This window comes from Kocuria sp. p3-SID1428, from assembly GCF_025149945.1.
Lineage (GTDB): Bacteria > Actinomycetota > Actinomycetes > Actinomycetales > Micrococcaceae > Kocuria.
In genome coordinates this window covers 1-22,607 of the sequence record NZ_JALXVH010000008.1, presented here as the reverse complement: position 1 = coordinate 22,607, position 22,607 = coordinate 1, and the positions used below count along the sequence as shown (strand labels likewise).

The window sequence follows — 22,607 nt, the reverse complement described above, 5'->3', positions numbered from 1 at the left end:
CCACCACGTGCTCATCTCGCGGCCTGATCGGCTAGGGCGTGTCTCCTACGCGACGAGGCGCCCTTCCTGGAAGCCGGCATCACGCACACCCCCATGATCCTGCGGCGCTGAGCAGCTCTGCGGCCCCACCCTGCACCGGTGCGCGCCCAGATGAGAATCGACTGATGAACTGAGCGGACTCCCGGCGGATCCCTACCTGCGTTGCATCCGCCGTTCACACGCGCCTGCCTATAGTACCGAGATGCTCCCCCGCGCTCCCCGCCAGATCTACCGCTACGCCCAGCTACTCTCCGGCCCCCGCCGAACCCCGCTCTTCGACCGGCACCTGGCCTACCTGCTGGTGGTCATCGCCGGGGCTCTGAACTCCGTCGGCTTCGTGGCCGTGGGTCTCTACACGTCGCACATGACCGGGATGACGGCCTCGGGCGCCGATCACTTCATGACCGGCGACTGGCGCCTGGTGCTGGCGGCGGCCCTGGCCGTGTCCTCATTCATCGTCGGGGCGATCATGTGCACCGTGGTCTTCACCTGGGGCCGACGACGACGGCTCTCGAGCCGCTACGCCAACGTCCTGGCACTGGAGGGCGTACTGATGCTCGTGACCGGTCTGCTGGCCGGGCGATTCGAGGGCCCTGAGACGGAGCTGGTGCTCGTGGCGCCGCTGTGCTTCACCATGGGCCTGCAGAACGCCCTGATCACCAAGATCCGCGACTTCCCGGTGCGAACCACCCACGTCACGGGGATGGTGACCGATATCGCCGTGGAGCTCGGCCGCATCCTCTACCGCAGCCGGGACGACGCCCCAGTGCGCGGTGACCGGGAGAAGCTGCGGGTGCTCACTGTGCTCGTGGGCCTGTTCTTCCTCGGCGGGATCGTGGGCACGCTGGGTTACTGGGGAATGGGCTTCGGCGCCCTGGTCTTCGGCGCCGCCCTGATCCTGACCGCATCCCTGCCGCCGATCGCGCGCGACTTTGCCGGGCCCGGCACCGGGCCGGCGCGGCGGGGCGGGGTCGCCGCGTGATCGAGTCGAACGGCGGTTGAGTCTGGACAAGCAATGGCGCGGGATCGCCACTAGCGGCCTCTGAGGCGCGTGCGATCGCGGCCAGCATCCACCGCTGGATCACCACCAAGTCCCGCATGTGGGCCGACGGCCCCGCCGTCTACGAAGCCCCGTTGTCCACCATCCAAGCGGGACTGCCGCGGAGGCCACCCGCAGACCCAGGGCAAAGTCGAGCGCTTCCAGCAGACCCTGAAGAAGTGGCTGGCAGCCCAGCCCCCACCAGCAGACCTGCCGGGCCTGCAGGCCCTGCTCGATCAGTTCCGCGAGATCTACAACACTCAGCGGATCCACTCAGCGAAGAAGACCACCCCGTACGCCGCCTACATCGCCGCACCGAAGGACACCCCAGGGCCCCTGGCACCGGCCACGACCCGGTTCCGCACCGACAAGATCGATGCCACGGGCAAAGTCACGCTGCGCTACGACGGCCAGCTCTTCCACATCGGCATCGGCCGAGCCCACGCCCGAACCCACGTCGTTCTGATCGTTGAGGACCGCGAGATCACCATCGTGGCCAAGGCCACCGGAGAGATCCTCCGCGAGCTCACCCTGGACCCCACGCGGAAGTACCAGCCACAACGAAAAACACCCCGAACCTGAGGGTTCGGGGTGTTTCCCATGTACTGAGACATCACAATGGTGGGCCCTGTGGGGATCGAACCCACGACCCATGGATTAAAAGTCCACTGCTCTGCCAGCTGAGCTAAGGGCCCCACCGCCGCCCGGATGTGCGGGCGACGCCCACCATCGTAGACCAGCCCCCGCAGGCAGATCCGCAGAGGAATCGGCATCCGCCGCCAGCCCCGGTACCGTCGTCTTCGTGACCTCCCACGACACGCCTCAGCGCCACCGAACAGCCCAAGATCCGGACGATCAGGACACCGCCTACCAGCTCGACGAGAACGGCGACCCGCTGGGATGGGCCGACACCCAGCGCCCGAGCCCCGAGTGGTCCGAGTCCGAGAAGCTCTTCGGCCCGTCGCCCATCGAGGGCGCCCTGGCCGCCGTGCTGGATGAGGTCCGCGAGCTGACCGACGGGGAGCCGTCGTCGTCGATCCCGGCGCTGGCCAACGCCGATCCGGAGAAGCTGGCGGTCGTGGTCGCCACGGCCGATGGCCACATCTACGAGGCCGGCGACAGCCGCGACTGCTTCTCCATCCAGTCGATCTCCAAGGCCTTCGTCTACGGGCTGGCGATCGAGGACCGCGGCTTCGAGGGCGTGGATGCCAAGATCGATGTGGAGCCCAGCGGCGAGTCCTTCAACCGCATCTCGCTGAATCCGCAGACCAACCGCCCTGCCAACGCCATGATCAACGCCGGGGCGATCACCGCCTCCTGGCTCGTGGACCCGCACCGCGGCACCGCCCGCCGCGAGCGCGTCCGGCAGCTGTTCTCGGCCTTCGCCGGGCGCGAGCTGATGATGGATCCCGACGTCTACTCCCAGGAGCACAAGGAGGGCGACCGCAACCGCGCGCTGGGCTGGATGCTCAGCTCCGTCGGGATCATCGAGGAGGACCCCACCCAGGCGCTGGAGGACTACTTCGCCCAGTGCTCCGTCATGGTCGACACCCGGGATCTGGCGATCATGGGCGCCACCCTGGCCGCCGGTGGGCGCAATCCGTTCACCGACGAGCGCGTCATGGAGCCGGTCACGGTCGAGCGTGTGCTGTCGGTGATGAACTCCTGCGGAATGTACGACGATGCCGGCGAGTGGTTCGTGCGCGTGGGCCTGCCCGGCAAGTCCGGCGTGGGCGGCGGCATCATCGCGGTGGTCCCGGGCCAGCTGGCCGTGGCCACGTTCGCCCCGCCGCTGGATCAGCACGGCAACAGCGTGCGCGGCACGGCCGCCTGCGAGCGCATCTCCCAGGCCATGGACCTGCACTTCGCCCGCGGCCCGCGCCCGTCCAAGCGCACCGTGCGCTCCATCCACTCCCTGGCCGACGCCCGCTCCCTGACCCACCGCGATGAGGACTCGCGCCGGGCCCTCAGCGAGCTGGCTTCGGACGTCGCCGTGATCGAGATCCAAGGCAACCTGCTCTTCCCCGGCACCGAGGAGACCGTGCGCGCCCTGCGCCAATCGGCGCAGACGGCGAGCTCCGTGATCCTGGACCTGTCCGACGTCGATCAGATCGCCGGCTTCGGCCGCCACCTGATCGCCGTGACCGCCACAGAGCTGTGCGAGGCCGGCCGCGACGTCGCGCTGGTCGTGGGCGACACCTGGACCGGCGACTGGCACGACGCCTGGGACACCGTCTGGGAGGACATCTGGAAGGACGAGCCCGACGACGACACCGATGGCCCGTCCAACCCCTATACCGACTCGCTGCCTGCCATCTCGGCGGCGCGCAAGATCCGGACCACCACCAAGCCGGAGAACCTCACGGTCTTCGGCACCCGCGAAGAGGCCCTGGCGCACGTGGAGGATCAGCTGATCGAGCAGCTGCGCCGACGCGACGACGACGCCACCGCCTCCGACGAGATGCCCGATCTGGACGCCGAGTCCACCATCGAGGCCGCGCGCTCCACTGACCTGCTGCGCGACACCGACGACGAGGTCGCCGAGACGATCTGGTCGCGCGCCCAGGAGCTGCGGGTCCGCGAGGGCGAGCCCGTGCTGGACCTGGAGCCCGGCGAGTCCGCGGTGGTCCTGGTGGTCGAGGGCCTCGTGGAGATGATCCCGCACGGCTCCCACGAGGACGGCTCGGTCGTGCGCCGCATGCGCCCGGGCACCGTCTTCCGCTCCTCGGGCGTCAGCGACGAGCGGCTGAGCGTGCAGGCCGTGGCCGGCACCGACCTGGTGGTGCGCGTGCTCGACGCCCCTGCCCTGCGGGCGCTGGAGCAGGAGGAGCCCGCCGCAGCTCTGGAGCTGTGGCGCTCGATGGCCCGGGCCGCCTCGGAGGACCTGGAGACCGCCCTGTGCGCCAACCTCGGCTGGGAGCCCGGCGACCACTGGAACGAGACCCCGGTCGAGGACTGAGCTCTGGTCTGCTCGCACGGGGCTTCGGCTGAGCGCTGATCGGATCCGTACGGCCTGATGCGACCGGCAGCAGCGGTCGTACGCTGGAGGCATGTCTGCTCGTGATCACCACCGCCCGGTGAAGTTCGACCCCGCCCTCTTCGATCAGAGGATCGGCGGGGTCGATCCGGCCATGCTCGCCGAGGCCGCCCATGTCACGGCCGCGGCCGTGCTGCACCGCGGTCGCGGCCACGAGGACCCGGAGGTCCGGCGTCGGCTCGTCGAGTTCACGGACACCGAGGGACTCGATGGTCTGGCCGCCCTGTGGTCGGAGGCCCCTCCGGTGAGCCTGCCCGGGGCGCTGTGGAGGCTCTACGCCCTGCGCTCGGCCGTGCAGGCGGATCCGGTGCGGCTGAGCCGCTGGTTCGAGGCCGGGCGCGACACCGCCCAGGTCTCCACCGTGGTGGCCGGCGTGGCAGACCCGCCGCGGGCTGCCGAGATCCGCGCCATGGCCGACGCGATCCTCTCCGGGGCCTGGAACGGCGACTTCGACGTCGCCCTGGAGCGCTTCGCCGCCTTCTGCCGCGTCACGGCACTGGGCCGCACCCGCCTGGGCGACCCCTGGGCCTCGGACGACGAGACCCGGCGCACCCCCGAGCGCGTTCCGAGCACTCCCTCCGCAGGAGAGCTCGCCGTCGAGGCGGCGGCCGCCGAGCTGGACGGCGAGCGGATGGCGCGCCAGGAGATCGCCGGGGCGCAGCGCCTCGAGCGCACCGCCGAGGACCTCGAGGCCGCCGCGCGGGCCTGGCGAGCCAGCTCGCTGGACTGAGGACGGCCCATCTGCCGCTTTGACCCATCGCCGGGGGCGGCTCCTACAATAGGAAGCAGGTGCCGGGCCGCGGCAGCCCCGGGCTCCATCATTCAGCCGCTACGAGCGGCCACACGCCGAGAGGCGCTCCCGGTCCGGCACCCCTAGACCACCGACCTGCCACAGGCCGATCCACGACTAGGCCCCGCAGCCATGCCGCTGCGGGCTTCTCCCTCCAGTGACCGAAGGCATGGCTCCATGGCACTGCGTGTCTTTCCCGAGGACAGCGGGGTGCTGCACACCCTGGCGCAGCTCAGCGACCAGGTGCAGGAGGCCGTGCGCTGCTGCTCCGAGCTTCTGCCCGCCGAGGGCGATCACGTGGACGAGCTGAGGAACTTGGCCACCGGCATCGGCACCCGGACCGCGGATCTGCACTTCGGGGCCATGACCTCGGCGCGCACCACCTACGCCCTGCCCCTGCCCCGTTCGGACATCTACATCCTCAGCGGCCACCTGGCGGAGGCCTCCGAGCACCTCCAGCTGTGCGTCGAGGCCCTGGCCACCGACCCGCACCGCCTCTCCCACGGCACCCAGACCACGGAGCAGCTCTCCAGCATCAGCCACATGGCCTCGCTCTCGCGCACGGCCATGCTGCGGCTGCAGTCCCTCGAGGGGCTCGACGAGTACTGGTTCGACATGCATCGTCTGCGCAAGCAGACCGAGCGGACCTACCTGGTGCACCGCCAGCGCCTGTTCCGGGATCTGGAGCCCGCAGAGGCCTTCGAGTCCCTGCAGACGGCCGATCAGCTGCACGAGGCCGCCCGCTCCATGACGGCACTGGCCCACGAGGTCGGGCGCATCAGCATCTCCGAGGCCTGATCCGTGCTGCTCGCAGCCACCGCGGCCGTCCTCGTCCTGGCTCTGGCCTTCGCCGTCATCAGCTCCGGGCACGACGTCTCCAACGCGATCGCGGTCCCCGTGCGCCATCGGGCACTCACCGCCCGCACGGCTCTGGTGACGGCAGCCGCGCTCAATGTCCTCGGGGTGGGGCTGGCAGTGCTGCTGGTGCCTCTGCAGCAAGTCACGGAGCATCTGCAGACCCTGCTCCCCGACCCGCGCACAGGTCTGCTGGTGCTCGCCTGCTCGCTCATCGTGAGCATCGGCTGGGCCCTGATGACCTGGCGGCGCGGCCTGCCCGCCTCCATGGGGGCCACGCTGACGAGCTCGCTGGTCGCAGCCTCCCTGACCGCCGCGGCCCTGGGTCTGGCCAGCTCTCCCCCGCGCGCCGAATGGCCACTGGGCCTGATGCTGCTGCCCATGCTCGTGGGCCCGCTGCTGGCCTTCGCCCTGGCCTGGGCTCTGCTGATCCCCGTGGTGCACCTGGCCAGCCGCTTCGAAGCCGACCAGGTCACCCTGGGGGCACGTGTGGCCCTGGCCATCGGCGCCTCAGCGGTGAATCTCGGCCACGGTGTGATCCACGGACCGCGCATGATCGCCCTGCTCACCGCCGTCGTGGGGCTGTCGGGGATGTCTTCCATGGAGGGACCCGAGACGTCCGGTGCGATCGCCGCGATCGTCGCGGTCTGCCTGGCCGGCGGAAGCCTGCTGGGCGCCTGGCAGATCGCCCGCACGATCTCCTCCCGCATGGTCCGCCCCGATGCCGTGCGCGGTGCCACCGCTCAGGCCGTGGCCGGCGCCCTGCTGCTGCCCGTCGCCCTAGGATCGGACCTGCAGATGTCCACGTCGCAGACGACCACCGCCGCCGTGCTCGGCGCGGGCGTGAACCAGCGCTTCCGCTCGACGCACCACGTGGTCGTCGTCCAGGTCATCGGCTGCTGGATCGTCACGATCCCCATGTGCGCCGCGGCCAGCGCGGTGCTGGTCGCTGCAGCTTCCCCGCTGCTGAGCCTCTGAAGGACCCCCTGCCTTCCCCGGCTGTCGCCGCTGCGCTTCCTGCCCCCGACGCACGCCGCGGGACCGCTCGATCTGCTCCCGGGCACGCCGCCCGAGCACGACAGCGCCCCCGCTCGGATCCATCCGAGCGGGGGCGCTGAGTGCCGCTGAAAAGCCTGCGCGGGCAGGCCCTGCCGATCAGCCGAAGCGACCGGAGACGTAGTCCTCGGTGGCCTGCTGCTGCGGGTTCTGGAAGATGTTCGTGGTGTCGTTGTACTCCACGAGCTTGCCGGGCTTGCCGGTGGCCTCGAGGTTGAAGAACGCGGTGCGGTCGGCCACGCGCTGGGCCTGCTGCATGTTGTGGGTCACGATCACGACCGTGAAGTCCTTCTTGAGATCGTGGATCAGGTCCTCGATCGCGATGGTCGAGATCGGGTCCAGGGCCGAGCAGGGCTCGTCCATGAGGATGATCTCGGGCTTCACGGCAATCGCGCGAGCGATGCACAGACGCTGCTGCTGGCCGCCGGACAGGCCCGAGCCCGGGCGGTCCAAACGGTCCTTGACCTCGTTCCAGAGGTTGGAGCCGCGCAGGGAGGACTCCACGAGCTCGTCGGCGTCCTTCTTGGAGATGGCCTTGTTGTTCAGCTTCACACCGGCCAGCACGTTGTCGCGGATGGACATGGTGGGGAACGGGTTGGGGCGCTGGAACACCATGCCGATCGTGGATCGGACCGTCACCGGGTCCACGCCGCGACCGTAGACGTCCTCGCCGTCGATCATGACCTTGCCGGTGGTGTACGCACCAGGGATGACCTCGTGCATGCGGTTCAGGGAGCGCAGCACCGTGGACTTGCCGCAGCCCGACGGGCCGATGAATGCCGTGACCGTGTTGGGGTCGATATCGATGTTCACGCCCTCGACGGCGCGGAAATCTCCGTAGTAGACATCGAGGTTCTCGACGTCGATTCGCTTCGACATGTGGTTCAGAGCTTCTTTCTCAGTCGTCGGAGGGTTCAGCGGCCGGCGGTCTTGGGCGCGAAGGCACTGGCGATCAGTCGCGCGACCAGGTTCAGCAGCATGACGAACAGGATCAGCACGAGCGCGGCGGCCCAGGCGCGATCAGTGGACGGTTCCGGAGTGGTCGGAGAGATCGGTCGCATCAGCTGCTGATAGATGAAGGTCGGCAGCGAGGACATCCAGTCGTCGAACGGGTTCCAGTTCATGGAGTCCAGGAAGCCGATCGTCACCATCAGCGGCGCCGTTTCACCGATCACTCGGGCGATGGCCAGCGTGACGCCGGCAGCGATGCCCGAGATCGCGGTGGGAATGACCACCTTCAGAATCGTACGCCACTTGCGCACGCCGAGGGCATATGAGGCTTCTCTCAGCTCATTGGGCACGACCTTCAGCATCTCCTCCGTGGACTTCACCACGGTGGGGATCATCAGCACGGTCAGCGCCACCGCGCCGACGATGCCCATGCGCACGCCCTGCTGGCCCAGGATGATCGTGAACAGGGCCGAGGCGAACAGGCCGGCGACGATCGACGGGATGCCGGTCATGACGTCCACGAGGAAGGTGATGACCCTCGACAGTGCGTTGCCGTTGGAATACTCGACCAGGTAGATGGCCGTCAGCAGGCCGATCGGCACCGAGATGATGGTGGCGCACAGGGTCACGACCACGCTGCCCACGATGGCGTGCAGGATGCCGCCCTCCACACCGGTGCCGTTCTCGACGCTCTGCTGGTCGTCGATGGCGGTCACGCTGGACATGGTGGTGGTCAGCAGCTCCGGCGACAGCGTGGGGATGCCTCGGAAGAGGACCGTCCAGATGACCGAGATCAGCGGGATGACCGCCAGGATGAAGGCGCCATAGACCAGGTAGGTCAGTGCGGCGTTCTTGCCCTGGCGGGGGCCCTCGATCGAGGTGACGGCGATCGGCGCGGCGATCAGGAAGATCACGGCCGCGAACAAGGCCCACAGGGCCACGCTGAAGCTCACGACGGCGGCCAGGGCGGCACCGACGATGATCGCGGCGATGAGGATGGCTGGGATCAGCCACGTAGGGCGCTGGCCGGACGTGAGCGAGTTCTGATTCTTGGAGCTCCGGACCTCGGAGTGCTGCTCAGTGGTGTTGGTCGACATCAGTTGGCCCCCGAGAATTCCTTGTAGCGGGCGGTGATCGCACGTGCTGCGAGATTCACGATCAGGGTGATGATGAAGAGCACGAAGCCGGCGGCGATGAGCTCGGTGAACCGGTTGCCGAAGGCCTCCGGGTAGTTCAGCGCGATTTCCGCGGCGATGGTGTTGTTGCCGGTGCGGATCAGCGACCACTGCAGGCCGCCGGTGGAGAGCACCAGGGCCACGGCCATGGTCTCGCCCAGAGCGCGGCCCAGGGCCAGCATGACCGAGGAGATGATGCCTGCCCGGGCGAAGGGCAAGACGGCCTGGCCGATCATCTCCAGACGCGTGGCGCCGAGGGCCAGCGAGGCCTCCTCGTGCAGCTTGGGCGTCTGGACGAACAGCTCACGGGACATGGCAGTGATGATCGGCAGGATCATGATCGCCAGAACGATGCCCGCGGTGAGCATGGTGCGGCCCGTGTTCGATGCGGGCCCCTCGAAGAGCGGGATCCACCCGAAGTTCTCGGCGAGCCAGTTGTAGAACGGCACCAGGGCCGGCGCCAGAACCGTCATGCCCCAGGCGCCGTAGACGACCGAGGGGATGGCTGCGAGCAGGTCGATCACGTAGCCGACAGGCTTGGCGACCTTGGACGGAGCGAAGTGCGAGATGTAGAGGGCCACGAGGATCCCCAGCGGGGTGGCGATCAGCAGTGCGATCACCGCCGCCATCAGGGTGCCCAGGACGATCGGGTAGACGTAGCCGAAGAACCCCTCGCCGCCGGTGATGGCGGATCCCGGGATCGTCAGGATGTCAGCGGACTCCCAGCCGAGGAAGCTGAAGACCGCCAGCAGGATCACGAAGATCAGGATGCCCGCGGCCAGGCTCAGCCCGGAGAAGAGCTGATCGCCGAATCGGCCGCCCTTCGAGCCGGAGGCGAAGGTCCGAGAGCCCTCCGGCTTCTGCTCCGGCGGCCTCTTCTCAGAGACATTGGTGGACATGGTCGACCCCTTCGGGTGTAGATGCTGTCATCGGCGGTCCGTCGGGCCGCTCGTGGTTGCGGCCAGCGGCCACAGCGACGGGCCCGCCCCGTGCTCCGGGATCTCTCCTCAGGGCGGCCCGGGCGGGCCCGTCGCAGGGGCGCGCAGACCGCATGAAGCGGCCTGCGCGCCGCGGATCACTCGCTGGCGGCGATCTGGTCGATCGAGTCGTTCGCCTCCTGGCGCATGGACTCGCTCAGCGGAGCGGAGTGCGCAGCATCGGCAGCGGCCTGCTGGCCCTCCTCCGAGACCACGTACTGGCCGAAGGCCTTGGCCGCGTCGGCGGTGTCCTGGTCCTGGTACTCGTTGCAGTAGATGTGGTACGAGACCAGGATGATCGGGTAGGCGCCGTCAGCCTCGGTCTTGCGGTCCAGCTCGAGCGCCATGTCGTTCTCGGCACCGCCCTCGACCCGCTGGGAGGCATCGACAGCCGCGGCGGCGGCCTCGGGGCTGTACTCGACGTAGTTCTCGCCCACGCCCACGGCCACGGTGCCCAGGTCGCCGATGGCGGAGGCGTCGGCGTAGGTGATCGCACCCTCCGTGTCAGAAGCGGTGGAGACCACGCCGGAGGTGCCCTGGGCATTCTCCTGGCCGGAGATCGGCCAGGACTCGGACTCCTCATCCGCCCAGGCATCCGGTGCAGCGGCATGGAGGTAGTCGGTGAAGTTCTCGGTGGTGCCGGACTCATCCGAGCGGTGCACGACGGTGATGTTCGTGTCCGGCAGGTCGGCATCCGGGTTCTGCTCGGCGATGGCCGGGTCGTTCCAGGTGGTGATCTCGCCGGAGAAGACCTGGGCGATGGTGCCGGCATCCATGTTGAGGGTGTCGACGCCCTCGAGGTTGAAGCCGACGGCGATCGGGGAGATGTAGGCGGGGACGTTGAACGCGCCCTTGTCGCCGCACTGCTCCTTGGAGGACTCGAACTCCTCCTCGTCCATGGCGGCATCCGAGCCGGCGAAGCTCGCGCCGCCGGCCAGGAAGGCCTCGCGGCCGGCGCCGGAGCCATCCGGCGAGTAGCGGACCTCGACGGCCGGATCCAGCTCGCCGGCGCCATCCGACCAGGCGTTCATGGCCGCCTCCTGCGAGGACGCGCCCGCGCCCTGCAGCGTGGTCGTGCCGCCGCCGCCGCCGCAAGCGGTCAGTGCGATAGCGCCGATGGAGAGAATCGCGGCGCTCTGGCCGATGCGAGAAGCCTTCACGTGGTGCCCCTGTTCCTGTGGTTCTGCTGAAGCTGACGTGCCGGTGAGGTCCGGCGGCGCTGGACGAAGGCCCCGAATTCCCGGCCAAGCCCACCCAACGCTCACCGACTCTAGGATCGGCACGTAGCCGGACTCCGCTCAGGCCGTGAACGGAAGGTGAACTTCCCCGACCCTTCGGCGGTCTTTATGTATTGCTGAGCACATATTTTTTGATGGCGTGAGCGTCGTCATGCGGACCGCAAGCTCCCGAGCGGCCAGCATCGAGGCACCCTCGGTGCCACCGGCGAGGGGGCCAGATGCACCTAGGATGGCTCGCATGAGCGAAGCCGAGCAGAGTCCCGGGCTGGTGCACCGCGCCGGCAGGGAGTTCAGCGAGCGCGCCCGCGCCGGCGGGGCTCGCCTGCGCGGCGACATCCTGCAGGCCCTGCAGCTCACGGTCGCCGCGATCGGCGCCTTCGTCTTCGCCGAGAACGTGCTCGGGCACACGGGGCCGATCTTCGCGGCCACGGCGGCCACCGTGGCCCTCGGCTTCTCCAAGGGCGGGCAGCGCTACCGGCGCGTGCTCGAGGTCGCCATCGGCTGCACGCTCGGCATCGCGCTGGCCGAGGTGCTGATCCACTTCATCGGCGTCGGAACGTGGCAGGGCGGCGTCGTCATGCTGGTGTCCATCCTGCTGGCCCGGTTCCTGGACAGCGGCGTCCTGTTCACCACGCAGATGGCCCTGCAGTCGCTGCTGGTCGTCATGCTGCCGCCGTCGTCCGACGGCGCGTTCGCCCGCTCGACCGATGCCATGGTGGGCGGGGTCTTCGCCCTGCTCATGGCCTACCTGGTCCCCTCAGACCCCCGCCGCCAGCCGCGTGTGCACGTGCGCCGGCTGACCGATGAGCTCTCCGCCGTGCTGCGCGAGGCCGCCCAGGCCATCACCGAGGACGACTCCACGGCCGCATGGCACTGCCTGGTGCGCGCCCGGCGCACCCAGTCCGAGATCGATTCCGTGAAGACCGCGCTGCAGGCCTCCCAGGAGATCGCCGCGGCAGCGCCCGTGCATCGGCGCCACCGCTCGGAGATCGAGCAGATCGCGATCTCGGCGCACTACCTGGACCTGGCCGCGCGCGACAGCCGGGTGCTGGTGCGCCGGGTGGCCGGGGTCATCAACCACGTCACCCTGGCACCGGCTGCCATCGAGTCGATCTCCGAATGCCTGAGGGACATGGCGGATTCGACCGACACGGTGGGCCGCGCCCTGGCCGTCCCTCAGCGGGAGTCGCGCGAATCGTTCCTGCGCCAGGCGCGCAACGAGCTGATCACCGTGGCCGAGCGCCTGAACCCCCAGGACATGGGCGTGCAGACCCTCGAGGGCCAGACCCTTGTGCTGCTCATGCGGCCGCTGGCGGTGGACCTCCTCGAGGCCACCAACATGGACCACGAGGACGCCATCGCCCACCTGCCGGCCCTCGACGACTGGGACCGCATGTGAGCACCCGCTGTGCTGTCGGACCCGGTTCCTAGCGTGTGAGCCATGAGGTCGACGGCATGAGCACCAGGTCCAAGCGCAGCTCCTCGGGATACCGCTGCACGGAATGCGGGTGGAGCACCGTCAAGTGGGTGGGCCGCTGCGCCGAATGCCAGGCCTGGGGGACCATGGAGGAGGTCGGCGAGCACAAGGCCCGCACCACCCCGGCCCGCTCGATCGCCGATCCCGCCAAGCCCATCGCCCAGGTGGATGCCACCCAGGCCACCAGCGTCCCCACCGGCGTCGGAGAGCTCGATCGCGTCCTGGGCGGCGGGCTCGTGCCCGGCGCGGTGATCCTGCTGGCCGGTGAGCCCGGCGTCGGCAAGTCCACCCTCCTGCTGGATGTCGCGGCTCGCGTGGCCCAGGGCACCGCACCGCGCGGTCCGCGCTCGGTCCTGTACATCACGGGAGAGGAATCCGCGGCCCAGGTGAAGCTGCGCGCCGACCGAGTGGGCGCGCTGGCCGATTCCCTCTACCTCACCTCGGAGACGGATCTGTCCACCGCACTGGGACAGGTGGAGGCACTATCGCCGGAGGTCCTGGTCGTGGACTCCGTCCAGACCCTGGCCAGCGCCGAGGTCGACGGCTCCGCCGGCGGCGTGACCCAGGTGCGGGAGGTGGCCGCCTCCCTGATCGCCGCGGCCAAGTCGCGGGGCATGACCGTGCTGCTCGTGGGGCACGTGACCAAGGAGGGGACCATCGCCGGACCCCGGCTGCTCGAGCACCTGGTGGACGTGGTCTGCCAGTTCGAGGGCCAGAAGCACTCGAGCATCCGGCTGCTGCGCGCGGTCAAGAACCGCTACGGCCCCACCGACGACGTCGGCTGCTTCGAGCTCGTGGACAGCGGCATCCGCTCGGTCTCGGATCCCTCCGGGCTGTTCGTCTCGCGCACCGCGCATCCGGTGTCCGGGACCTGCCTCACCGTGACCATGGAGGGGCGGCGCCCCCTGCTGGCGGAGGTCCAGGCGCTGCTGGACCAGTCCTCGACCGCCCAGCCGCGCCGCGCCACCTCCGGTCTGGACAGCTCGCGGGTGGCCATGCTGCTGGCCGTCCTGCAGCGCCGAGCGGGTGTGGGACTGGCCTCCATGGACGCCTATGTCTCGACCGTGGGCGGTGTGCGCCTCGGCGAGCCCGCCGCGGACCTGGCCACCGCGCTGGCACTGGCCTCGGCCGCACAGGACAAGCCCCTGCCCCAGCGCCTCGTGTGCTTCGGCGAGGTCGGCCTGGCCGGAGAGGTCCGGCCCGTTCCGGGGATCGAGCAGCGCATCCGGGAAGTCGCCAGGCTGGGCTTCACCCACGCCGTGGTCCCGGCCAGCCCGCAGGGGCTCAGCAGCATCCCGGACGGCTTCCGCGTCCGCGAGGTCACCAGCCTGGTGGAGGCCCTGCAGATCTTCTTCCCGCCGTCCTGACCTGTCTCACTTCTTCCCGCCGTCCTGACCTGTCTCACTTCAGGGTGAACTCGACCGGCTCCGCGGAGTCCTCGCCCAGCGAGACCTCCAGCTCATAGCCTCCGGCCGCGGCGTCCTCGAGATCCTCGGCGCACCCTTCCGCCGAGCGCTGGCGGTTCCACTGCATCCGGGCGCTCTCCTTGCCCCCGGCCTCGAGCTCGATCGGACGGTCCTGGCCGTCGATCTGGCAGTGCTTCGAGTCGAAGACCGTGTCTGAGCCGGAGGTGACCGTGTAGTCCATGCGCGCGGTGCCGGCATTGACCATGCAGGGGTCCTCGCCCGTGTTCTCGATGGTCATGATCAGGATCGGGTCCGCGTCCTCGGCATAGGTCTTGTGGTCCGTGGACCCCGTGATCTTCAGGGCATCGCCGCAGGCCTGTGCGGCCGGGCCGCTGGCGCCGTCGGTGGTCTCGTCCTGCGGGCGCGCGGAGAAGCCGTCGAAGGGATCCTCCGACTGCGCCGCCTCGGTGGCCACCGCCTCGGGGTCATCGGCCGTCTCCGAGCCGCCGGTGAGCGCGTTCACCGACCAGATGCCCACCGCGATCAGCAGCAGCACCACAGCCGCCGGGACCAGCAGGCGGGTCAGCCGCTGCGGATCACCGATCCAGCTGCGCCACCGCGGCTGCCGAGCCTCCGGTGCCTCCGCCCAGTCCTGGTCGTCCCAGTCCTCGGCATATCCGCGCTCGTCGTCCCAGTCCTCGGGATAGCCGTGCTCGTCGCCCCAGGCGTCGCGATCGTGGTCGTCGTGCCGCCTGCGGTCAGGGCGCGCACCGCCTGCGGGCTGGCCGTGACGACGTCCCGCTGAGCCGCGCCGCTCCTCACGGTCCAGGTCCCCACCGCTCAGCTCCTCGACACGACCGCTCTGGGCTCGGCGCTGGTGCTCAAGCGCATCGCCGGGAGCGGCCTGCTCCCTCGATGAAGCCGCCCCGGCGGCGCGGCCCGGGCGCCGTCGCGCAGGCTTGCCGGTGGCCCAAGCAGGCAGCAGGTCGTCCTCCGGTGCGGAGGCTGCGCGCGAGGAGCGCGCACCGGAAGAAGACGAAGCAGCCCCGTCGCGGGACCCTGCACCGGCTGAGCTGCGCGGAGCAGAGGAGTACGGCTGAGGGGCCCCGAAGTCGTCGGGGACGTCATCGTCGTCCGGCAGCTGGGGACCGCGCGGGCCCGGGCCCACCGTGGACAGCTCCTCGGCGGAGTGCGGGATCAGGTCGTGGTCGTCCTGATCGATGGGGTCGTCGTCGAGGCCCTCGAAATCCAGCGGGTCCTCGGAGGACCGTCTGCGACCCGTGCGCTGCGGCGAAAACCGCGTCGCGGGCTCGGAGCTCGAGCGCGTCCGGGGCTGCGATCGTTCCTCGGACGGGGTCTGCGGCGCCTCCTGCTGCTCGGCACGGCGGCGGCGCCGGTGATGCTCGGGGGTCGTGGAGGCTCCGAGATCCGGCAGATCGAAGTCCCAGGGGGCGTCCCTGCGCCCGTCATCCGCGTCGTCCCGTGCCATGGCCTCCAGGCTACAGTGGCGCGATGCCCAGCCCGCACATCGCCGATCCCTCACCTCAGGATGCTCAGCGACTCGCGCAGATCCGCGACCGGATCGCCGCCTGGTACGCCAGCGACGGCCGCGACCTCCCCTGGCGCTGCCCCGAGCGCACCGCCTGGGGCGTGCTGGTCTCGGAGATCATGCTCCAGCAGACTCCCGTGGTGCGCGTGCTGCCCCGCTGGCTCGACTGGATGCGGCGCTGGCCCTCCCCCGCCGACCTTGCCGAGGCCCCGACCGCCGACGTCCTGCGCGCCTGGGACCGCCTGGGCTATCCCCGACGGGCCCTGCGGCTGCAGGCCGCCGCACAGGCGATCGTCGCGGACCACGGCGGCCGCGTGCCGCGCGAGCACGACCAGCTGCTGGCGCTGCCGGGCATCGGGGCCTACACGGCCGCGGCGGTCTCGGCCTTCGCCTTCGGCGAGCGCCAGTGCGTGATCGACACCAACATCCGACGCGTGCACGCTCGCCTCTTCTCCGGCAAGGGGCTGCCGAGCCGGTCCCTGACGGCAGCCGAGACCCGTCTGGCGCGCTCGCTGCTGCCCGAGCAGCGCGCGGCCTCGGTGGTGTGGAACCAGTCCGTGATGGAGCTCGGCGCCCTGATCTGCACGGCTCGGTCTCCGCGCTGCGACCAGTGCCCCGTGCAGGATCTCTGCGCCTGGATCGCAGCCGGTCGCCCGGAGCCGGAGGAGGCCCCGCGGGGACAGTCCTGGAAGGGCACCGACCGGCAGGTGCGCGGCGCGGTCATGGCGGTGCTGCGCGCCGCGGATCAGCCGGTCCCGGAGAGCTGGCTGACGCGGGACCAGCAGGTCACCCTGCCGCGCGGCGCGAGTGCGGATCTGGCCCGCCCCCTCGAGGCCCTGCTGACACTGGAATCCCCCGTCGAGCAGCGACAGCGCGCGGTCGACGGCCTGGTCTCCGATGGCTTGGCCCACCGCCGCGGCGACAGGATCGCTCTGCCCGGCTGATCCCGACCGGTCTGCGCGGTCCCCGTCAGAGCGTGAGGATCATCCGGGTGTTGCCCAGCGTGTTGGGCTTCACCCGGGCGAGGTCCAGGAACTCGGCCACGCCCTCGTCATGGGAGCGCAGCAGCTCCGCGAAGACGTCCGGGTCGATCGGGCGCTGATCGGCCATGACCCGGAAGCCCTGGCGCTGGAAGAACTCCACCTCGAAGGTCAGGCAGAAGACCCGGTCCACCCCCAGCCTGCGCGCCCGCTCCAGCAGTGCCTCCACGAGCCGCCACCCCACGCCCTGCCCACGCACCCGCGGGTCGGCGGCCAGGGTGCGGATCTCGGCGAGGTCCTGCCACATCACGTGCAGGGCCCCGCAGCCCACGATCCGGGCCGAGGTCCCGCTGGGCGACGGCTGCCCGTAGGCGATCCCGGACTCGTCGACCAGGCCGGCGCCGGAGGGGTCGTCGTCCACGAGCTCGGCGATGAGGAACTCCTGGATGCCCTCGTAGTACGCGACGGTCTCCTTGATCACCAGCACGCCCTCCTGCGCCAGCGGACCCACGAGGGCCTTGATCGCGTGGACGTCGCCCGTGGTGGCAGGGCGCAGGCGCAGCTCGAGAGTCATCCGGAAAGTGTACGACCGCCCGCGACCCTCGCCCTCGCCGGGGCCCCGGCCGAGCCCGGAGAGCGCAGACGACGACGCCCTCCCCGAGCTGAGCTCGGAGAGGGCGTCGATGACAGGTGCCGCAGCGGATCGGCCCCGTGCCGGAGGATCAGGCCGTGGTCGGACCCGACTCCGGGCCGTGGCCGGGCTCGGGAGCCTCGGCGCCGGCCGATCCGGTGTCGCCGTCGGTGCTGTGCGGGACGTTGGTCCCGGACGGCACCTCACCGGGCACCAGATCCGGATCCTGAGCGGAGCCGTCCTGGTCGTCGTCGGAGAACTCCGTGTCCGGCAGCTCCGACATGGCCACCGACGAGAACGTCAGCTTGGCGTCGTCGCCGTCTCCGTCCACATCCACGGAGACGCGCTCGCCCTCCTTGATGTCGCCGAAGAGGATCTTCTCCGAAAGCGTGTCCTCGATCTCGCGCTGGATCGTGCGGCGCAGCGGACGGGCGCCCATGGTTGGGTCGTAGCCCCGCTTGGCCAGCACCTTCTTGGCGGCGTCCGAGACCACGATCGACATGTCCTGCTCGCGCAGGCGCTCCTGGAGACGGGCGACGAACAGATCGACGATCTGGACGATCTCCTTCTCCTCCAGCTGCGGGAACACGACGATCTCGTCCACGCGGTTGAGGAACTCGGGGCGGAAGTGCTCCTTGAGCTCGTCGTTGACGCGCTGCTGCATGCGCTCGTAGTTCGTGGTCGAGTCGTTGCCCGCCTGGAAGCCCATGGGGACGCTGCGCGAGATGTCCTTGGTGCCCAGGTTCGTGGTCATGATGATCACGGTGTTCTTGAAGTCCACCACGCGGCCCTGCGAGTCGGTCAGTCGACCGTCCTCGAGGATCTGCAGCAGCGAGTTGAACAGGTCCTGGTGCGCCTTCTCGACCTCGTCGAAGAGCACGACGGAGAACGGCTTGCGGCGGACCTTCTCGGTCAGCTGGCCGCCCTCCTCGAAGCCGACGTAGCCGGGAGGGGCACCGAACAGCCGCGAGACCGTGTGCTTCTCCTGGTACTCGGACATGTCCAGCGTGATGAGGGAGTCCTCATCGCCGAACAGGAACTCCGCCAGCGACTTGGCCAGCTCCGTCTTGCCGACGCCCGTGGGGCCGGCGAAGATGAACGACCCGCCGGGGCGCTTGGGGTCCTTGAGGCCCGCACGCGTGCGTCGGATGGAGCGGGAGAGAGCCGTGATGGCCTCCTCCTGGCCCACGACGCGCTTGTGCAGCTCCTCCTCCATGCGGATGAGGCGGCCGGACTCCTCGTCGGTCAGGCGGTACAGCGGCACGCCCGTGGCCGCGGAGAGCACGTCCGAGATGACCTCCGGGGTGACCTCGGCCACCTGGTCGCCGCCCTCGCGCCAGGCGGTGTCCTTGTCATCGCGCTCGGACAGCAGCTTCTGCTCCTGATCGCGCAGCGAGGCGGCCTTCTCGTAGTCCTGGCCCTCGATCGCATCCTCCTTGGCCTGCTTGACCTTGGCGATGCGCTCGTCGAGCTCCTTGATCTCCGGCGGGGCCGTCATGCGCTTGATGCGCAGGCGGGCACCGGCCTCGTCGATCAGGTCGATCGCCTTGTCCGGCAGGAAGCGGTCCGAGATGTAGCGGGCCGACTGGTGCACGGCGGCCTCGAGGGCCTCGTCCGAGATCGACACGCGGTGGTGCGCCTCGTACTTGTCGCGCAGGCCCTTGAGGATCTCGATCGAGTGCGCCTCGGAGGGCTCGTCGACCTGGATCGGCTGGAAGCGGCGCTCGAGCGCTGCGTCCTTCTCGATGTGCTTGCGGTACTCATCCAGCGTGGTGGCGCCGATGGTCTGCAGCTCGCCGCGGGCCAGCATGGGCTTGAGGATCGAGGCGGCGTCGATCGCGCCCTCTGCGGCACCCGCGCCGACGAGCGTGTGGATCTCGTCGATGAACAGGATGATGTCGCCGCGGGACTTGATCTCCTTGAGCACCTTCTTGAGGCGCTCCTCGAAATCGCCGCGGTAGCGAGAGCCGGCCACGAGCGAGCCGAGGTCCAGCGTGTAGAGGTGCTTGTCCTTGAGCGTCTCCGGGACGTCGCCGCGCACGATGGCCTGGGCCAGGCCCTCGACCACGGCGGTCTTGCCGACGCCCGGCTCGCCGATCAGCACCGGGTTGTTCTTGGTGCGCCGCGACAGGACCTGCATGACGCGCTCCATCTCGCGGGCGCGCCCGATCACGGGGTCGAGCTGGCTCTCGCGGGCCGCTGCCGTCAGGTTGCGCCCGAACTGGTCGAGCACAGCCGAGCCCGCGGGGGTGCCCTCGCCGGAGGTGCGAGCGCCTGCGCCCGCGGTCTCCTTCTCCTCGCCGCCGGACTGGTAGCCCGAGATCAGGTCCAGGACGGTCGAGCGGACCTTCTGCGGCTCGGTGCCGAGCTTGGTGAGCACCTGGGCGGCCACGCCCTCGCCTGCGCGGATGATGCCCAGCAGGATGTGCTCGGTGCCGATGTAGTTGTGCCCGAGCTGCAGCGCCTCGCGCAGGGAGAGCTCCAGGACCTTCTTGGCCCGCGGCGTGAAGGGGATGTGCCCGGAGGGGGCCTGCTGACCCGGGCCGATGATGTCCTGGACCTGCTCGCGGGCCCCGTTGAGGGTGATGCCCAGCGAGTCCAGGGCCTTGGCGGCCACGCCCTCGTTCTCGTGGATGAGGCCCAGCAGCAGGTGCTCGGTGCCGATGTAGTTGTGGTTGAGCATCCTGGCCTCCTCCTGGGCCAGGACCACGACCCGTCGGGCCCGATCGGTGAAGCGTTCGAACATGGATACTCCTCAGTCGATGTTTGGCATCGATGCTACGCACCCCGGAGGGTCTCGCCGCCATTGTTCGCCACCGGCGAGACGGCCCCGCACCGCCTCCCGCAGGAGCCTTCTGAGAGGCGGCCGGGGGCAGCGCCGCTCTGGGCACGGCGGTCCCCGAATGAGGAATCCCCGCACGTCCGGAAGGACGAGCGGGGATTCGCACAGCGATGGAACGGCAATCTCAGATCGAATACCTGCGGGCATCCACCACGAGTTCGTTTCCGAAGCGACCTGAGATTATCGATTCGGTGATGAATCCCTCAGGCCGCGCGCGCTCACTTGTGAGCGGCGTAGTACGCGTCCTGGACCTCCTGGTGGATGCGGCCGCGATCGGAGACGTTGTAGTTGTTCTCCTTCGCCCAGGCACGGATCTTGGGGGTGTCCGGATTGGCGCGGGTGCCCGAGGACTTCGCAGCGGGGCGGCCGGCCTGCTTGGCCTGAGCCCGGCGGGCCTTGCCCACGTACGGGCGGATGGCCGCGCGCAGCTTGTCCGCGTTGGCGGAGGAGAGGTCGATCTCGTACTGCGTGCCGTCCAGGCCGAAGCGGACGGTCTCGTCCGCGGGGCCGCCGTCCAGGTCGTCCTCGAGAATGATCTTCACGGTCTGCGCCATGTGTGGAGCTCCTTCATCATCGATTCGATGTGCTCGTGCGGTCAGGAGATCCGCGGAGCCGATTCCGGGCCCGATCACAACGAATTGCGCACTCAGGATCCCCTATTGCCCGCAACTATAGATATCGGATGCCGCTGAAAGCAATTCCCCGGCTCGGAGAAGCCGGGGAATCGGAGAAGAATCAACTGCGCGGTGCATCCTGATGTTCATCGGATCCGCTCCGGGCGGAACCGCGTCCGCCGGATTCCCGCGCCTTCAGATCCTGATACCACTTCTCGGCATCGGCCTGATCGCGATTCACGGCCTCCTGCGCACGGCGCTCACCGCGATCGGCCCGGAACAGGGCCCGCATGGTGAACCAGAAGATCAGCCCCACCCCGATCGAGGGCAGGAGCACAGCGATGTATTCGCCCATGGCGGATCAGTCCTTCTCGGGCTTCATCAAGGGGAACAGGATCGTGTCGCGGATGCCCAGATCCGTGAAGAGCATGATCAGACGGTCCAGGCCCAGCCCCAGTCCGCCCATGGGCGGGGCGCCGTGCTCGAGGGCGCGCAGGAAGTCCTCATCGAGCTGCATGGCCTCGTCGTCGCCGGCCGCGGCCAGGCGAGACTGCTCGGTGAGCCGCTCGCGCTGCACCACCGGGTCGATCAGCTCGGAGAACGCGGTGCCGCGCTCCATGCCGCCGATGATCAGGTCCCAGGCCTCGATGACGTCCGGCTTGTCGCGGTGCGGCCGGGCCAGCGGCTGGGCCGCCGGCGGGTAGTCGCACACGAACGTGGGCTGTATCAGCGTGGGCTCCACGATCTCTCCGAAGAGCTCGATCACGAGCTTCTCGGCACCCCAGGCGGGATCCACCGAGACGTCGTGCTCGGCGGCGATCGCCCGCAGCGCCTCGGCGGGTGTCTCGGGCGTGATCTCCTGTCCCACGGCCTCCGAGAGCCCCGGGTAGACGCTCAGCCACGGCCACTCGCCGCGCAGGTCGATCTCGCCCTTGGCGGTGCGCAGCGGACCGTCGATCCCCAGGGCGTCGGCGGCGGCCACGATCATGCGCTGCATGAGCTCGGCCTGCGAGAACTGATCGCCCCAGGCCTCGTAGACCTCCAGGGTGGTGAACTCCGGGGAGTGCGTGGAGTCCACGCCCTCGTTGCGGAACACCCGCCCGATCTCGAAGACCCGCTCCACCCCGCCCACGACGGCGCGCTTGAGGTAGAGCTCCGTGGCGATGCGCAGGGTCATGTCCTGATCGAACGCGTTGAGGTGCGTGGCGAACGGACGGGCCGTGGCGCCGCCGTGCACGAGCTGCAGCACGGGGGTCTCGATCTCGATGTAGCCCTCGTCCTCGAGCGTGCGGCGCACCGCGGAGATGATCGCGGCCCGCTTGCGGACCACGTCGCGCGCCTCCTGGCGCACGAGCAGGTCCAGGTAGCGCTGCCGGACGCGGGTCTCCTCGCTGAGCTCGGATCCCTCGTAGAGATTGGGCAGCGGCCGCAGGGCCTTGGAGGCCATCTGCCAGGAGGTCACCATGACGGAGAGCTCGCCGCGGCGGGAGCGGATCACGGTGCCGGTGGCGGCCACGAAGTCGCCCAGGTCCACCAGGGACTTCCACTCGGCCAGCGACTCCTCGCCCACGACCGCCTTGGAGAGCATGAGCTGCAGCTGGACGCCGTCGCCGTCCTGGAGGGCGGCGAAGCACAGCTTGCCGGTGTTGCGCACGAACACCACGCGCCCGGTCACGGAGACGACGTCCTCCGTCTCCTCGCCGGTCTCCAGGTGCTCCCAGCCGTCGCGGACCTGCGACAGCGTATGGGTGCGCGGGACCTCGACCGGGTAGGCCTGGCGGCCGGAATCGACCAGCGCGGCGCGCTTGTCCATGCGGAACTGCCGCTGCTCGTCGGGGCGGGCGGCCTCGGCCGCGGCGGACGGGGCATCGGGTGCGGGGCTGGCTGCGTTCTCGCGCGTCTGATCAGTGGTCACAGTCCCCCAGGATAGCCATCGGCCCGGGCGCCGGGG

The 22,607-nt window shown here is 69.7% G+C and carries 19 protein-coding genes and 1 tRNA gene; 9 read left to right on the top strand and 11 right to left on the bottom strand.

Annotated elements, in window-relative coordinates; all coding sequences use genetic code 11:
• The first annotated feature begins 241 nt into the window (after positions 1–241).
• The gene (locus M3E84_RS03250) at positions 242–1,021 is read left to right on the top strand and encodes a YoaK family protein (RefSeq protein WP_259894561.1); all 780 of its coding nucleotides are present in this window, start codon (positions 242–244) and stop codon (positions 1,019–1,021) included.
• Positions 1,022–1,090: 69 nt separating this feature from the next.
• Entirely contained in the window at positions 1,091–1,660 is a 570-nt protein-coding gene (locus M3E84_RS03245) for an integrase core domain-containing protein (RefSeq protein WP_006214729.1), read from the top strand.
• Between the two features lie 37 nt (positions 1,661–1,697).
• On the opposite strand, the gene M3E84_RS03240 is transcribed toward M3E84_RS03245, so the two are convergent.
• Positions 1,698–1,773 (bottom strand) — tRNA-Lys (locus M3E84_RS03240).
• Between the two features lie 107 nt (positions 1,774–1,880).
• On the opposite strand from M3E84_RS03240, the gene glsA reads away from it, so the two are divergent.
• The 4 genes from glsA (at position 1,881) to M3E84_RS03220 (ending at position 6,738) form a co-directional block, all read left to right on the top strand.
• Positions 1,881–4,037 (top strand): glutaminase A, encoded by a 2,157-nt coding sequence (gene glsA, locus M3E84_RS03235; protein WP_259894560.1) that lies wholly within the window; start codon positions 1,881–1,883, stop codon positions 4,035–4,037.
• A 91-nt stretch (positions 4,038–4,128) separates the two neighbouring features.
• Complete coding sequence (locus M3E84_RS03230; protein ID WP_259894559.1) at positions 4,129–4,845, top strand: hypothetical protein; 717 nt, start codon at positions 4,129–4,131, stop codon at positions 4,843–4,845.
• A gap of 237 nt (positions 4,846–5,082) precedes the next feature.
• Positions 5,083–5,703: a hypothetical protein gene (locus tag M3E84_RS03225; RefSeq protein ID WP_259894558.1), complete on the top strand. Its 621-nt coding sequence runs from the start codon at positions 5,083–5,085 to the stop codon at positions 5,701–5,703.
• A 3-nt stretch (positions 5,704–5,706) separates the two neighbouring features.
• Positions 5,707–6,738, top strand: coding sequence for an inorganic phosphate transporter (locus M3E84_RS03220; protein ID WP_259894557.1), 1,032 nt, complete (start codon positions 5,707–5,709; stop codon positions 6,736–6,738).
• A gap of 177 nt (positions 6,739–6,915) precedes the next feature.
• Here the strand turns inward: M3E84_RS03220 and pstB are convergent, their stop codons facing one another.
• The 4 genes from pstB to pstS form a co-directional block, all read right to left on the bottom strand.
• Entirely contained in the window at positions 6,916–7,695 is a 780-nt protein-coding gene (gene pstB / locus M3E84_RS03215) for a phosphate ABC transporter ATP-binding protein PstB (protein WP_259894556.1), read from the bottom strand.
• 35 nt (positions 7,696–7,730) lie between these two features.
• Positions 7,731–8,864: a phosphate ABC transporter permease PstA gene (gene pstA, locus M3E84_RS03210; protein WP_259894555.1), complete on the bottom strand. Its 1,134-nt coding sequence runs from the start codon at positions 8,862–8,864 to the stop codon at positions 7,731–7,733.
• Complete coding sequence (gene pstC, locus M3E84_RS03205; protein WP_259894554.1) at positions 8,864–9,841, bottom strand: phosphate ABC transporter permease subunit PstC; 978 nt, start codon at positions 9,839–9,841, stop codon at positions 8,864–8,866. The genes pstA and pstC overlap by 1 nt, the downstream gene beginning before the upstream one ends.
• Before the next feature lie 176 nt (positions 9,842–10,017).
• Entirely contained in the window at positions 10,018–11,079 is a 1,062-nt protein-coding gene (gene pstS / locus M3E84_RS03200) for a phosphate ABC transporter substrate-binding protein PstS (RefSeq protein ID WP_259894553.1), read from the bottom strand.
• A 316-nt stretch (positions 11,080–11,395) separates the two neighbouring features.
• On the opposite strand from pstS, the gene M3E84_RS03195 reads away from it, so the two are divergent.
• Positions 11,396–12,556 carry an aromatic acid exporter family protein gene (locus M3E84_RS03195; protein WP_137802745.1) on the top strand — a complete coding sequence of 387 codons (1,161 nt, stop codon included), beginning with the start codon at positions 11,396–11,398 and terminating at the stop codon, positions 12,554–12,556.
• Positions 12,557–12,612: 56 nt separating this feature from the next.
• Positions 12,613–14,001 carry a DNA repair protein RadA gene (gene radA, locus M3E84_RS03190; protein ID WP_137802744.1) on the top strand — a complete coding sequence of 463 codons (1,389 nt, stop codon included), beginning with the start codon at positions 12,613–12,615 and terminating at the stop codon, positions 13,999–14,001.
• A gap of 34 nt (positions 14,002–14,035) precedes the next feature.
• Here the strand turns inward: radA and M3E84_RS03185 are convergent, their stop codons facing one another.
• On the bottom strand, positions 14,036–15,529 hold the full coding sequence (locus M3E84_RS03185) for a hypothetical protein (RefSeq protein ID WP_259894552.1): 1,494 nt from the start codon (positions 15,527–15,529) through the stop codon (positions 14,036–14,038).
• A gap of 23 nt (positions 15,530–15,552) precedes the next feature.
• On the opposite strand from M3E84_RS03185, the gene M3E84_RS03180 reads away from it, so the two are divergent.
• Positions 15,553–16,533 (top strand): A/G-specific adenine glycosylase, encoded by a 981-nt coding sequence (locus tag M3E84_RS03180; RefSeq protein ID WP_259894551.1) that lies wholly within the window; start codon positions 15,553–15,555, stop codon positions 16,531–16,533.
• 25 nt (positions 16,534–16,558) lie between these two features.
• On the opposite strand, the gene M3E84_RS03175 is transcribed toward M3E84_RS03180, so the two are convergent.
• The 5 genes from M3E84_RS03175 to lysS form a co-directional block, all read right to left on the bottom strand.
• The gene (locus M3E84_RS03175; RefSeq protein WP_024289204.1) at positions 16,559–17,143 is read right to left on the bottom strand and encodes an amino-acid N-acetyltransferase; all 585 of its coding nucleotides are present in this window, start codon (positions 17,141–17,143) and stop codon (positions 16,559–16,561) included.
• 148 nt (positions 17,144–17,291) lie between these two features.
• Positions 17,292–19,946 (bottom strand): ATP-dependent Clp protease ATP-binding subunit, encoded by a 2,655-nt coding sequence (locus tag M3E84_RS03170; protein WP_259894550.1) that lies wholly within the window; start codon positions 19,944–19,946, stop codon positions 17,292–17,294.
• 314 nt (positions 19,947–20,260) lie between these two features.
• Entirely contained in the window at positions 20,261–20,596 is a 336-nt protein-coding gene (locus M3E84_RS03165; RefSeq protein WP_259894549.1) for an Lsr2 family protein, read from the bottom strand.
• 181 nt (positions 20,597–20,777) lie between these two features.
• Positions 20,778–21,011 (bottom strand): hypothetical protein, encoded by a 234-nt coding sequence (locus M3E84_RS03160; RefSeq protein WP_053446827.1) that lies wholly within the window; start codon positions 21,009–21,011, stop codon positions 20,778–20,780.
• Between the two features lie 6 nt (positions 21,012–21,017).
• A complete protein-coding gene (lysS, locus tag M3E84_RS03155) occupies positions 21,018–22,571 on the bottom strand; it encodes a lysine--tRNA ligase (RefSeq protein WP_311200419.1) in 1,554 nt (517 codons plus the stop codon).
• Positions 22,572–22,607: the final 36 nt, after the last annotated feature.